This window comes from Mesorhizobium sp. M1D.F.Ca.ET.043.01.1.1 (genome assembly GCF_003952385.1).
In the GTDB taxonomy this organism is placed as follows: Bacteria; Pseudomonadota; Alphaproteobacteria; order Rhizobiales; family Rhizobiaceae; genus Mesorhizobium.
Map to the genome: position 1 here is coordinate 5,133,524 of NZ_CP034444.1, position 13,242 is coordinate 5,146,765.

A 13,242-nucleotide genomic window follows, 5' to 3' on the forward strand; every position below is an offset into this window, starting at 1 on the left:
GCCGCCGACCCTCGGCGGTCGCCGGCCCACGGGGCTGTTGCAAAGACAGCTATTGGTTGCAGAAAGCGCTGGCGTTCGGCGTCCACTTGCCGAAGCCGGTGGCGACCATGTTGGCAATGACGCGGCAGACATAGACCTTCTGCGCCGGGTCGTTGTCGGGGCCGGCATGATAGCGGGCGACGGCCATCGACCAGGTCATATGGCGGGCATGGAGACTCGCCAGGAAGCGCGCCGCATAGTCGACGTTCTGGTGTGGGTCGAGCATGTCCTCGACGCTGCGGAACCGCGCGCCGTGATAGCGATGATTGATCTGCATGCAGCCGAGATCGATCAGCGTCTTGCCCTCGTGGCGGGCGTTCTCAAACGTCGCCAGCGCTTCCCCGCGGCTGCGCGGGAAAACGGCTTTTCCTTCTATATTCAAAGCGTTGGGCTGAAGGCTGCCTTTCTTTCCCGTCTCGGTCAGCCCGACTGCATAAAGGATTCCCGTCGGCACGCCATAGCGATCGGCGGCGCGCAGGATCTCCGGCTCGCAGGGGTTGGAGGCGCTCGCGGCGCCTGCCGCAGCCAGGCTAGATATAGATATCGTCGCCAGCGCGCTCGCGAAGAGGCGGAGCAGCGCGGCCGAATTCCTGTGCGCCATTGCCGTCGCTCCTTCCCGGTTGCCGGTCGCCGCCGGCGCCGTTGCCGCCCGAATTCCCCGGCTGGAACGAAGGCTGGTCGCGGCCCGTCGACATCGGCATCGCGCTGTTCGCATCGGCGCGGCCGGCTGAGTGAGCCGCTATCGACGGTTGCATAATGGTGACATGATCGACGTCGAAGCCGAGACCGCGGAGCGACTTGACGATGGCGTCGCTGTCGGCGCTCAGACGGCGGTATGCCTCATGCGTTTCCGGCTTCATCTCAATCGAAAGTTGCTCTCCGGAAAGACGCAGGCTAGCGACAACCATGCCGAGCTCCGCCGGGTGGAGCTCGATCTTCAGGACATGTGTCGGAACGGCAACAGAATTGGCGGTTTGCGAGGCGATCGACGCGCTCGCGAAGGCTTGCTGAACGCCACTGTCCGAGGCGATCGCCTCGACCAGCGCCGATGCCGTCTGGCCGATGGGATTTTGCGCCGGCGCCGGGAAGCTCTGCTGGCTGACCACGTCCATGCGCCCGGAGGACGGTTTGGCCTGATTGATCGATGCGATCGATTGCGCCGTCTGCGCGGTTTTCTGGGCGGCCGCCGGACGCCAGCTTTGCGGCGCTGCGGCGTCGGTCTCGATGCCGGGTGTTGCGGGCAGGACGTCGTCCTTGCGGACCAAGGTGTCCCCGTCCGGACCGGCGACGGCGGGCTTCTGTCCGAAATCGGGCCCGGGCTTCTCCGTCGCCATCGTAGCGCGGCTGGACCGCGGCAACGGCTCGCCGCCTTCGGAAGCGTCAGCCAATGCGCGCTTGCCCTGACGGATCGTCAGTTGTGAAGCGGCGGACTGGCCGATGGAGGGCTGGGTGCCCGCCTCTCCCTCGGCGGATCCGTCGCGACCGCCATTTGCCGCCGTTGCGAAATGGCGGATGTCGCCCAGCGCCATCAGCAGGGGCAGGCCGTCCTGGAGCGCGGCGGCATCGGACGATTGCGCCGGCGTGTCGGCATCGTCGGTTGCCTTCACGTGGCCGGTGTCGGCGTTGTGCCTGGCGGCTTTTCCGGCTGCCAGCTTTTGCGTCGCGGTCTTGTTCTGCTGGTCGGCGTGCACTTCGGGCGAAGCGGCGAGCGTGCGCCGCGCCGGATTCGCATCGGAAGACGCAGGCTCGACAGGCTGCTTACCCTGGCGGGCCGACCTTTCGGCGCCATCTACCATCTCGCCGAAATTCGAGCCTTTTCCCTTCCCGTCGGCAGCGTGCTGACGCGACTGGGTGTGAGTGGAGCCGAGTCCCGGCATGGCCTGACTGACGCTGTTCATTTGGGCGCTGTTCATTTGGGCGCTGGTCATTTGGGAGCGGCTCCGAGCAATTGGTCGATCTGGTCGAGCTGGCGGCGCGCGTTCATCATCGCTGCGTCGGTGGGATCGTGTGGATCAAGGCTTGCTGCGGCGGCCGGCGCCGACGCAGGCAGCACTGGCGGCGTTTCGGGCTGCGCCGGAGCGGAAGCAGGCGCTTCGGCGGTGGCCTGTGCCGTCGCCGGCGGGCTCGGCGACGCAGGAGCCGCTGCCTGGACGTCCGCCGCCGGCTTGGCCGCGGCCGCGACAGCCGGCTGCTCGGACGCAGCGCCCTCCACCGGCGGCAGGGCTTCGGAGTCGGCCTGGCTGACAGGCTCGGCTCCAGCCAGCGGTTTCGCCGTATCGCCCTTCGCGGGATCTGCGGCCTGGCTCTCGTCCTTGGCGGTCGCCGGCACGGGAGCGACAACCTCGCCGGCAACGGCTTGCGCCGCATCGAGCAAGGCGCGGTCGCTCTCCGAAAGCTTGCCGCGATCGATCTTGCCGAGCCTGGTCCGCACATCGTCGATCGTGGCCGACGTCACCGTGGAGAGGCTCGAATAGAGCACGGCGCGCGGGTCGTCCTGATTGCCTTTGCCGTTGCGGCCCTGCTCGGCCCGCGCCGAGGCGAAGGCGGAAAGGTCCGCCAGCCCGTCGATCGCGGCGCGGCGGGCGATGCGCAGATAGATGACCTTCTCGCGCTCCGGGTCCATCATCGAGGTGATGTCGGCGAGCTTGTCCTGGCTGATCGACATGTGCAGCGCGATCACGCCGGAGACGAAGGAGTCGGCGAACTGGCTGGCATAGGGCGAATAGAGGTAACCCGCGACATATTGCGTCGAGGCGTGCGCGAAGCGCGCGGCGTCGCCTTGCGTCACCGCGAGGCCGACGGAACGGCGAAGCGCTGCCTCTTCGACCAACGTGCCGGGGCTGAGCAGGCGGGCCTCGTCCAGCAAGGTCAGCGCCGTTGCGGGCTCATCGGTCGCGAGCAGCGAGCCCTTGACCAGCGCCAGGAAGGCGCCGAGGTCGGCGGACACGCTCATCGGGTCGATCGGCTTCAGGATTTCAATTGCGGCGGCCGGCCTGCCGTTCAGGTAGGCGACGACCCCCTTGGCTATTGCCAGGCTCTGCGGGTCGGTCGTCGCGCGCGATGCCGCCGCCGCGACGGTGACAGGGTTGCCGCCGCTCATGCCGTAGACGAGCAGAGCGCGAAAATTCTTCGGGTCTTTGAAATCCTCGGCATCGGCTGCACGAAGCCTGGCGTCGGTCATTTCGAGGAGCTTGGCCTGCATCGGCAGTGCCGCATGATCGCCGCCGGCGATGCGGTCCTGGATCAGCTGCAGCGAACGCACCAACTGGTAGGGCTGCAAGCCGTCCTGAGCGAAAGCCGCGTCCGGCGATCCTGCGGCGAGCAGCAACAGCCCGACTGCGCGCCCGATGGCGGTCCGGCCCCTCATCCGCCGGTCGCCATCAGGATTTCGATGCGGCGGTTCGCAGCGGCCAGCGGATCGGACGGGATCTTGGGCTGGCGGTCGGCGAAGCCGGCGACCTCGGTGATGCGGCTTTCGTCGACGCCGCCGCGCACCAGCATGTAATAGGCGGAGTGGGCGCGAGCGGTGGACAGCCGCCAGTTGTCGTAAGTGTCGCTGCGGAACGGCCGCGCGTCGGTATGGCCGCCGATGGTGATAGCGCCCTTCTTCTCGTTGATGATGCGGCCGATCTTCTCCATCGCCAGCACCAGCTCGCGACGCGGCACGGCCGAGCCGATCTCGAACATGCCGAAGTCGAGCTGATCGGTGATCGAGATGACGACGCCCTTGTCGGTGGCCTCGACGGAGACGCCGTCGGCCAGCTTCTCACCCGGTGCGAAGGCCTTGGCCAGTTCCTGCTTGATTTCGGCGGCGGCTTTCAGGGCGGCGCTGCTCGGGGCTTTTTCTCCCTTGTCGGAAGCTTGCTCCGGCTCCGCATTTGCCGTCTGGGCTTTTGTCGTCAGGGCCTTTGCCGCTTGGGCTCCCGCGGTTTCCGGCTTCGCGGTGTCGGTCGCGGCGGCCTCGGCTCCAGCCTTTTCAGCCTGGGCTTTCTCGCCCTTGGTCTCCTTGTTTTCGGCTTTTCCGATTTTCGTGTCGACCGATCCGGCCTTGGCGCCGGGTTTCTCCGGTGTCGCCAGCGGCTCGAGCGGCGCATCCAACTGCGGCGGCGCCGGCGGAACGGCCTTGACCTTCTGCACTTCGGTTTCGGCGACCTTCTCGCCGGGCTTGGCCGGATCGCCTTCGATCTTCCTGCGTTCGGCGCTGGCTTCGGCGCCGGGCGTCGCCACCTGCTGCGACCAGAAATCCGGCGCGAATGGATCGCGATAGGATTCGCCGCCGGAGGCGCCGGTCGCCGGACCGGCATTCTGAGCGCCGCCTTCACCCTTGGCGCTGACATTCTGCATCACGCCGGTGTCGGTGGCGATCTCCGACAGCACGGCGTAGGGATCGGCAAACAGATGCTCGTCGGAGAGGTCCGACTTCTGCGAGGCCTGCTTGGTCTGCCTTCGGTCGGAGGAGCCGGCGCCGCCCTTGCCGTTCTCGCCGGCCTTGCTGGCGCCATCCTGCGGATTGTCGGCGGTGAGACCAACCTTGCTTGGGCCGTCGCCAAGATCTTCCAGGCCCTTGCGGCTGGAATTGCGATCGATCAGCTCGACCGGATTGAAGTAGCTGGCGACGGCCGCCTTGGTCTGCTCGTTGGCGGCGTTGATCAGCCACATGACGAGAAAGAAGCACATCATGGCGGTCATGAAGTCGGCAAAGGCGATCTTCCAGACGCCGCCGTGATGGCCGTCGTCATGGCCGTCGTGATTGCGCTTGACGATGATGATCTCGTGCCTGGCCTCGCCGTGGTCGATGGCGCTCATGACAGGACCTCCGACAGGGAAGCCGACCATTCGGCGATGCGCGTCTCGAACACCGTTTCATCGATGGTCACGGTCAGGTCGAAGCCAGGGGCCTCGGTGAAATCGAGATTGGCCGCGCGGTCGTCAAGCGCTGCCTTCAGCGGCTCGAACAGCGACAGCGGCCCGCGCACGCCGATGCGCACGGCTTCGCTATCGGCAATCGCCGCGTTGATGGTGCGGGCAAGGGCGTCGAGCGAACGCTTCTGCAGATCGTCGCTGACGATGCCGCCGATGATGCGGGCAATCGTGACGCCGGTGAGCTCGGCAACGCGCGCCTCCAGGGCGTCGATGCGCGTCTTGACCGTTGCGCCGATATCGCCGCCGAAGCTTTCCAGGAACGCTTTCGCCGCATCGTCATTGGCCTGGCGTTCGGCCTCGAGCGCCGCCACGTGGGCGGCCGTGAGGCGCGCCTCGAGCGCGGCTTCCGCATCGGCCACCGCCTCGGCGATCAGCGCGCCGATGTCGGCCTGCGGCGGGTCCGGCTTGCGCTCGATGTCCGGCGCCGCCGGCGCCTGGCCGGCGCGCGGGGCGCGTGACCCGAAATCAGGCAGAAGATCGAAAAGGGCTCCCGAGGCCATGGCTTAACCCGCGGCTTCCGGGGCGGCCGCCCATTTGCGCAGGATCTGGGCGGTGCGTTCCTCATTGAGGTCGACCATGCGAGCCAGCCGCTCCTGCGGCGCCGGCCTGATCTTCTGGCGCAGGTCGTCGAGCGGGGTGGCGCCCGGGCGCGCGCCCGGCAGGGCGCCGACCGGCGCGTCGGCGGCGATGGCGGCCACCGGCGCGTCGGGCGTCGGCAGCGAGCGCTGGACATCGTCGAAGCTCGGGCCGGCGACGGCAGCCGGTTTGGCCGATACGGTGAGCGCGGTCGCCATCGGCCGCAGGCCGAAGAAGGCGACCAGGAACACGACGACGATGAATGCGCCAGCGTTGATGAGCGTGCCCGTATAGGTGCCGATCGAGGCGAGGATGCTCGGCTGGTCGACCGGCTCGCCGTCCAGCCCGTCGATGAACTCGACCGCCGAGACGTCGATGATGTCGCCGCGCTTGTCGTCGAAGCCGGTGGCGGAGGCCACCATCTTCTGGATGTCTGCAACGCGCTTGGCGATCTGCTCGGGCGTGGCGTCCTTGCCGAGGATGGTCTTGAGCCGATCCTGGTTGACGACGACGGCGATCGACATCTTGGTCACCGAATAGCCGTTGGAGACGGTGGCGATCTTCTTGGAGTTTATCTCGTAGTTGGTGATCTCCTCCTTGCGGTCGTTCTGCGAGGAGGACTGCGGCCCTTCGGTGTTGGTCGTCTGCGTCTCGGGCAGGTTCTGCTCGACGCTGGTCGGGGTCGAGGCCTGCTTCTGGTTGCTGGCCTCGTTGGTGCGCACGGATTGCACCGAACGCTCAACGCGGGATTCGGGATCGAAGATCGTCTCTTCGGTCTGGCGGGTGTCGGTGTTGACGTCAGCCTTGACGCTGGCGCGGAAATTGTCGGGACCGAGGTAGGGCGTCAGCGCGCGGCGGATGTTGTCGGCGATCTGCGCCTCGACCGTCTGCTCGACGCCGAGCGTGCGGGCGGCGCTGGTGTTGGAAGTGTCGTCGCCGGCGGCGAGGAGATTGCCGTTGGAATCGAGCACGGTGACCTTGTCCGCCGACAGGCCGGGAACCGCGGCGGCGACCAGGTGGCGGATCGACTGCGCGCTCTTTTCGGCATCGACGCCGGCATAGCGGATGACCACCGAGGCCGAGGGCTGCTGCTCGTCGCGGCGGAAATTGGCGCGCTCGGACATGACGATGTGGACGCGCGCCGCCTTGACGCCGGCGATCGACTGGATGGTGCGCGCGATCTCGCCCTCCAGCGCGCGCACGCGAGTGATCTGCTGCATGAAGGAGGTCAGGCCGAGCGAGCCGACATTGTCGAACAGCTCGTAGCCGGCGTTGGCGCTGGTCGGCAGGCCCTTCTCCGCGAGCAGCATGCGCGCCTGCGCCGTGGTGCCGGCCGGCACCAGCACCGAGGTTCCGTCGGCGCCGACATCGAAGCCGATGCCGGCCTCGCCCAGCACCAGGCCGATCTGGTTCACGTCGTTGCGGTCTAGCCCGACATAGAGCGTCTCGTAGGCCGGACGGTTGAGATAGACCGAGGCGACGCCGATGACGGCCATGACCAGCGCGGCGATGCCGCCCATGAGAGCAAGACGCCTGACGCCGAATCCGCGGAGGTTCGCGATGAGGCTCTGGATCTGTTCCGGCACGATTCAACCGCTCCCAGCATGACTGTCCGCCGGAAGACTAGACCGCGAAGCTTGTGCGAGGATGATAGGGGCGAGCCGCCAGGGATTGCGCGAGACCCGAACTCGTGGCAGCGATCTGCCACACAAGCGAAAAGGCCGCGTCGAGGACGCGGCCTTGCGATGGAAGGGCTGCCTCAGGCGGACCGTCAGCTCTTGAATAGGGCCAGGATCGACTGCGAGTTGCCGTTGGCGATCGACAGCGCCTGGATGCCGAGCTGCTGCTGCACCTGGAGGGCCTGCAGGCGGGTCGATTCCTTGTTCATGTCGGCGTCGACAAGGGCGCCGACGCCCTTGTCGATCGAGTCCGACAGGTTCGACAGGAAGCTCTTCTGGGTGTCGATGCGCGACTTGGCGGCGCCGAGATAGGCCGCGCCGGTAGCGAGCTTGGCAAGCGCGGTTTCAACGGCGTCGAGCGCGGTGTCGATGTTGGCGTCGGAAACAGCAGCGGCGCTCGGGTCGAAGAAGGTCGTGGCGAGCAGGCTGCCGACGATGCCGCCGGTGCCGGCCACGTCCAGGACCTGCGCGTCGGTGGCCTTCACGTCGATGGTGTCGATCGAGACGGTCGTGCCGGTGCGGTTGTAGGAGGCGACGACATGCAGATCGGACGCGGCCGTACCATCATTCTGCAGCAGGTTCGAACCGGCATAGCTGGCATTGGTGACCGACGACTTGATCTGGTCCTGGATGGCCTTGATTTCGGTGGCGATCTTCTGCTGGTTGTCCTGGCTGGCGCCGCGGGCGGTGACCAGCTTGGCCTTGATCGCATCGACCTGATCCTTGATCTGGGTGATGGCGGTGTAGGCGGTGTCGACCTTGCCGGCGCCGAGGCCGAGCGCGTCCTGGACGGCCGAAAGCGCCTGGTTGTCGGACCGCATCGATGTGGCGATCGACCAGTAGGCGGCGTTGTCGGAAGCGGTGGCGACACGATAGCCGGTCGAGATGCGGCCCTGCGTGGTTTCAAGCGCCTTGTTGGTGGCGTTGAGGCTCTGCAGCGCGGTCAGCGCGGCGGCGTTGGTCATGATACTTGCCAAGATACACCCCTTCTCAAAGCAGGCATGCCTCGTGCATGCCGGTCAACTCTCTGGCGGGGGGCGTCATGCCTGTCGACCAGCGGTCGGCCCGTCATAGCGATTGGTTAACCATAACTAGCGCGTCACAGTTAATGGCGCGTTAAGAGCCTGCCTTGAAACCGCAATGCGGTAGTATTTCTTAACGGAAGAGGCGCGCCTCGGAGGGCAGCGGCGTCACAATGAAAATCGGGCCGCGCTGATGGCGCGGCCCGATCCGTATGCCTGAAATTTGCTGGGCGATCAGCCGCGGAAGAGCGACAAGATCGACTGCGAGTTGCCGTTGGCGATCGACAGCGCCTGGATGCCGAGCTGCTGCTGGACCTGAAGCGCCTGCAGGCGGGTCGATTCCTTGTTCATGTCGGCGTCGACCAGCGAGCCGACGCCCTTGTCGATCGAGTCCGACAGGTTGGACAGGAAGCTCTTCTGGGTGTCGATGCGCGACTTGGCGGCGCCGAGCGAGGCAGCGCCGGTGGAGAGCTTGGCAAGCGCGGTTTCAACGCTGCCGAGCGCGGTGTCGATGGCGGTGTCGGCGACGGCAGCGCTGCTCGGATCGAAGAAGGTCGCGGCGAGCAGACCGCCGACGATGCCGCCGGTGCCGGCCGTGTCAAGAACCTGCGTGTCGGAGGACTTTACCGTGATCGTATCGATGGTGACGGTCGCGCCGGTGCGGTTGTACGAAGCGACGATATTCAGGTCGGACGCGGACGTGCCGCCGTTCTGCAGAAGGTTCGAGCCGGCGAAGTTGGCGTTGGTGACCGACGACTTGATCTGCGCCTGGATGGCGTTGATTTCGGTCGCGATCTTCTGCTGGTCTTCCTGGCTGGCGCCGCGGGCAGTGACCAGCTTGGACTTGATCAGATCGACCTGGTCCTTGATGTCGTTGATGGCGGTGTAGGCGGTGTCGACCTTGCCGGCGCCGAGGCCGAGCGAGTCCTGAACGGCCGAGAGCGCCTTGTTGTCGGACTTCATCGAGGTGGCGATCGACCAGTAAGCGGCGTTGTCAGAAGCGGTGGCGACGCGGTAACCGGTGGAAATGCGGGACTGGGTGATCTCGAGCTGCTTGTTGGTGTTGTTCAAGCTCTGCAGCGCAGTCAGCGCCGCGGAATTGGTCATGATACTGGCCATGGTACTCGTACCTTGTTTTTACACGGATTTTTTTGACATACCGGCCTGTCCGGTATGACGGTGCGGCATCATGCCAATGATCGCTGAGACCCGATCACCCGCCATCTGGAGCGGGACTATGCGGGCAACTTCCTACCAAACGGCTAAACTGGACGGTTAACCGAAAATATATTGCTCGGAATTGGAGCGATGCATTGCCGCGTCGCCGGCCAGGTGGTCAGGTGCCAGGCTCTCAGGTAAAGGACCGCACCAGGCTGCCGACCAGAAGGTTCCAGCCGTCGATCAGCACGAAGAACAGGATCTTGAACGGCAGCGAGACCACCGTCGGCGGCAGCATCATCATGCCCATCGCCATGGTGACGGTGGCGACGATGAGGTCGATCACCAGGAACGGCAGCACGATCAGAAAACCGATCTCGAAGCCGCGCCGGATCTCCGAGATCATGAAGGCGGGCACGAGGATGCGCAGGTCCACGGTGTCGCGCGAGACCGTCTGGCCGCGCTCGCGGGCGAGATCGGCAAAGAGGTCGAAATCCTTGTCGCGCACATTGTGCAGCATGAAGGCGCGGAACGGATCCGAGATCTTGTCGAAGGCTTCGGCCTGGGTGATCTGGTTGTCCATCAGCGGCTTGACGCCGGTGTTCCAGGCCTGGTCGAAGGTCGGCGCCATGACATAGAAGGTCATGAACAGCGACAGCGAGATCAGGATCAGGTTGGCGGGCGTCGACTGCAGGCCGATGCCGGCGCGCAGGATCGAGAAGGCGATGACGAAGCGGGTGAAGCTCGTCACCATGATCAAGAGGCCCGGCGCCACCGACAGCACGGTGAGCAGGCCGAACATCTGGATGAGGTAGCCGACCGTCGTGCCGTCGGCCTTGCCGATGCCGCCGAGATCAAGCTGCTGGGCCGCGGCGACAGAGGTGGTGACGACGATGAGCGCCGTGGCGATGAGGAACTTTCTCATTCGAGCAGCATCGTCCTGATGAGAACCTGTTTGGCATGGCCGCCGCTGCGCAGCGCCGCTCGCTCGTCGAGATCGGCCTTGAGATGCTGGTAGCCGCTGGCGCCTTCGATCTGATGCATCTTGAGCGTGCGCACATATGCGAGCAGGTCCTGGTGGATCTGCTCGGTCATTTCCGGCGGCTGCGGCGCGTCGTAGAGCACCGATGCCTCCAGCCTTATCCAGACTTCGCTGGGCGAGGCGAGATTGGTGGTGATCGGCGCCAGCTGAACCACCGCAGGTCCGGCCACCGGTTTGCCGGCGTCCGCGGGCTTCTCCGGGCTGCCGGCGTTCTCCGGCGCGGCGGGAACCGGCGCCGGCGCCTCTCCCTGCTTGAGATAGCCGCCGGAAACCCAGCCCATTCCGACGGCCGCGCCCGTCATGACAAGGAGCGCGGCGAGCTGGATCACCAGGGAAGGTCCCTTCTTGGGCTGTGCCTGCTCGACATTTGCCACGACAGCGGTCTCCCCGGCCTAGAAAGGAAGAACCTGGTCGAGGATCTGCTGGCCGTAGGCCGGCTGCTGGACCTCGCTCACGCGTCCGCGCCCGCCATAGGAGATGCGAGCCTCGGCGATACGCTCGTAGGGGATCGTATTTTCGGCGCCGATATCGGAGGGACGCACCATGCCGGCGATGGTGAGGACCCGAAGCTCGTAGTTGACGCGCACTTCCTGCGAGCCCCTGATCATCAGGTTGCCGTTCGGCAGCACTTCGGTGACGACGGCGGCGACATTCAGCTCGAGATTCTCCGAACGCTTGATCTCGCCGTCGGCGTTGGTCTCGGTGCTGGAGCTCAAGCCGGCATCGCCCTTGCCGCTGGTGCTTTTGCCGTCCCAGCCGAGCGTGACGTCGTAGCCGAGCTTGCGCGCGGCGGTGCGGCTGCGGTCGTTCTGGTTCTTGAAATTGGCCTTGTCGTTGAGCTTGATGTTGACGGTCAGGATGTCGCCTTCCTGCAGCGCTCGCGGATCGGTGAAAAGCCTGCTCTGGCGGTCGTCCCACAGCGAGAACTTCTTCACCGGCGCGGCCGGCGGCTCCGGATAGCTGTAGGGGGTCCCTCCGCCATTGCCGATGCCGGAGCCGACCGGCGAGAGGGCAGGCTCCCGGCCGACCTCCTTGAGATCGGTGCCGCAGCCGGACAGTGCAGTAGCCGCGACAAGGACGAGCAATTTCAACTTCATGACGGATCAACCCTTCGCGCCGCGCTGGCCATGATGCCGGTGAGCGTCGCCGCCGCCTTCTGGTCCATTTCGTTGAGGATGACGCCGGCCTTGCGGGCATCGAGCTTCATCAGGATGGCCGCCGCGAGCTCGGCATTGACCATCGCCAGGCGTTCGGCCGCGGCGTCGGGCTTCATGCCGGCATAGATCTTGACCACGCTGTCCTCGGCGCGCGCCAGGAACACCTCGCGACGCTTCAGCCATTGCTCATACTCGGCCCGCTTGTCCTCCAGCGCCTTCATGCGCTGGTCGATGCCGGCCTGGAGCTGCTTCAGCTCCTCGGCCTGCAAGGCGTAGCGGCGGTCGCGCGCGGCGTCCGCGATGTTGGAGCAGAAGCGCTGGATCTCGCTTTCGTCCGGCGCCTTTTCGCGCGAGAGCTGAGCCGGCTGGGCCGGCGCCTGTCCGCCAGGCAGCACCTGGCGCACTTCTTCCGCGCGGCCGGCCGTGCCGACCGCCAGCGCGATGATCGCGGCTGCGGCGAGAGGGCCGAGCCGACGATGCAGTCTTGAGGCGAAAAGCTCGATCATCGGCGTGCCTATTGGAGAACCAGGTCGGCCTGCAGGGCGCCGGCCGACTTGATGCCCTGCAGGATGGCGATGATGCCGTCGGGCTTCACGCCCAGACGATTGAGACCGGAGACAAGCGTTTCGAGATCGGGACCGTCGAGCACGGCAACGCGCGCGTCGGGACGCGAGGCCTCGATGGCGGTGAAGGGTTCGATCGCCGTCCTGCCCTTGGAGAAGGGCTCCGGCTGAACCACTTTCGGCGCTTCGGTGATGCGCACGGTGAGCGTGCCGTGGCTAATCGCGACGCGCGAGATCCTGACGTTGTTGCCGATGACGATGGTGCCGGTGCGTTCGTCGATGACGACGCGGGCAGGCGAATCCGACTCGACGACCAGATTTTCGATCTCCGCATAGAAGCGTGCGGCCGATACGTTCTTCGGCCGCCTGATCTGCACGGTGCGGGCATCGCGCTCGGCCGCGACGCGCACGCCGAAGCGCTGCGAAGTGTAATCGTTGACGGCGTCGGCGATGCGGATGGCGGTCGAGAAATCGGGATTGCGCAATTGCAGCGTCAGCACGCCGCCCTGGTCGTCGAACTCGGCGGGCACCGAGCGCTCGACGATGGCGCCATTCGGCACGCGGCCGGCGGTGGGCACGCCTTGCGTCAGCTCCTCGGCCTGGCCCTTGGCGGTGAAGCCGCCGACGATCACCGAGCCTTGCCCGACCGCGTAGATCTCGCCGTCCGCGGCCTTGAGCGGCGTCATCACCAGCGTGCCGCCGGCAAGCGAGGTGGCGTCGCCCATCGAGGAGACGTCGATGTCGATGCGGGCGCCCGACTGGACGAAGGGCGGCATGTTTGCGGTGACGATGACCGCGGCGACGTTCTTGGCGCGCGCGCTGCCGCCCTCGGTGGCGATGCCGAGGTTCTCCAGCATGGCGCGGATCGACTGTTCGGTGAACGGCGAGTTGCGCAGGCTGTCGCCGGTTCCGGCCAGACCGATCACCAGGCCGTAGCCGACGAGCTGGTTGTCGCGCGCGCTCTGCAGCTGGGCGATGTCCTTGATGCGCGCGGCGACCTGGCCGGGCGGCAGCGTGCTCGGTCCCGTCGAGACGCGGAACATGCGCGTCGTGGTCGCCGGATCGTATTCGGGATCGTCGTAG

The 13,242-nt window shown here is 66.2% G+C and carries 13 protein-coding genes; all 13 read right to left on the reverse strand.

Going from position 1 to position 13,242, the window contains the following annotated elements:
* Nucleotides 1-49 precede the first annotated feature (49 nt).
* Entirely contained in the window at nucleotides 50-640 is a 591-nt protein-coding gene (locus tag EJ067_RS24885; protein WP_126087842.1) for a transglycosylase SLT domain-containing protein, read from the reverse strand.
* Entirely contained in the window at nucleotides 570-1,967 is a 1,398-nt protein-coding gene (locus EJ067_RS24890; RefSeq protein WP_126087843.1) for a flagellar hook-length control protein FliK, read from the reverse strand. Before EJ067_RS24890 ends, EJ067_RS24885 begins: the two co-directional genes overlap by 71 nt.
* On the reverse strand, nucleotides 1,964-3,406 hold the full coding sequence (locus EJ067_RS24895) for a chemotaxis protein MotC (RefSeq protein ID WP_126087844.1): 1,443 nt from the start codon (nucleotides 3,404-3,406) through the stop codon (nucleotides 1,964-1,966). Before EJ067_RS24895 ends, EJ067_RS24890 begins: the two co-directional genes overlap by 4 nt.
* Complete coding sequence (locus EJ067_RS24900; RefSeq protein WP_126087845.1) at nucleotides 3,403-4,845, reverse strand: MotB family protein; 1,443 nt, start codon at nucleotides 4,843-4,845, stop codon at nucleotides 3,403-3,405. Before EJ067_RS24900 ends, EJ067_RS24895 begins: the two co-directional genes overlap by 4 nt.
* Nucleotides 4,842-5,462, reverse strand: coding sequence for a hypothetical protein (locus EJ067_RS24905; RefSeq protein WP_126087846.1), 621 nt, complete (start codon nucleotides 5,460-5,462; stop codon nucleotides 4,842-4,844). The genes EJ067_RS24900 and EJ067_RS24905 overlap by 4 nt, the downstream gene beginning before the upstream one ends.
* Nucleotides 5,463-5,465: 3 nt before the next feature.
* A complete protein-coding gene (fliF, locus tag EJ067_RS24910) occupies nucleotides 5,466-7,124 on the reverse strand; it encodes a flagellar basal-body MS-ring/collar protein FliF (RefSeq protein WP_126087847.1) in 1,659 nt (552 codons plus the stop codon).
* Nucleotides 7,125-7,309: 185 nt separating this feature from the next.
* Nucleotides 7,310-8,194: a flagellin gene (locus EJ067_RS24915; protein ID WP_126087848.1), complete on the reverse strand. Its 885-nt coding sequence runs from the start codon at nucleotides 8,192-8,194 to the stop codon at nucleotides 7,310-7,312.
* Between the two features lie 279 nt (nucleotides 8,195-8,473).
* The gene (locus EJ067_RS24920; protein WP_126087849.1) at nucleotides 8,474-9,358 is read right to left on the reverse strand and encodes a flagellin; all 885 of its coding nucleotides are present in this window, start codon (nucleotides 9,356-9,358) and stop codon (nucleotides 8,474-8,476) included.
* A gap of 232 nt (nucleotides 9,359-9,590) precedes the next feature.
* Complete coding sequence (fliP, locus tag EJ067_RS24925) at nucleotides 9,591-10,322, reverse strand: flagellar type III secretion system pore protein FliP (RefSeq protein WP_126087850.1); 732 nt, start codon at nucleotides 10,320-10,322, stop codon at nucleotides 9,591-9,593.
* Nucleotides 10,319-10,813, reverse strand: a complete 495-nt coding sequence (locus EJ067_RS24930) for a flagellar basal body-associated FliL family protein (RefSeq protein WP_126087851.1) — start codon at nucleotides 10,811-10,813, stop codon at nucleotides 10,319-10,321. The genes fliP and EJ067_RS24930 overlap by 4 nt, the downstream gene beginning before the upstream one ends.
* Nucleotides 10,814-10,831: 18 nt before the next feature.
* Complete coding sequence (gene flgH, locus EJ067_RS24935; RefSeq protein WP_126087852.1) at nucleotides 10,832-11,536, reverse strand: flagellar basal body L-ring protein FlgH; 705 nt, start codon at nucleotides 11,534-11,536, stop codon at nucleotides 10,832-10,834.
* Nucleotides 11,533-12,102: a MotE family protein gene (locus EJ067_RS24940; RefSeq protein ID WP_126087853.1), complete on the reverse strand. Its 570-nt coding sequence runs from the start codon at nucleotides 12,100-12,102 to the stop codon at nucleotides 11,533-11,535. Before EJ067_RS24940 ends, flgH begins: the two co-directional genes overlap by 4 nt.
* 8 nt (nucleotides 12,103-12,110) lie before the next feature.
* Nucleotides 12,111-13,202 carry a flagellar basal body P-ring protein FlgI gene (locus EJ067_RS24945; RefSeq protein WP_245468339.1) on the reverse strand — a complete coding sequence of 364 codons (1,092 nt, stop codon included), beginning with the start codon at nucleotides 13,200-13,202 and terminating at the stop codon, nucleotides 12,111-12,113.
* Nucleotides 13,203-13,242: the final 40 nt, after the last annotated feature.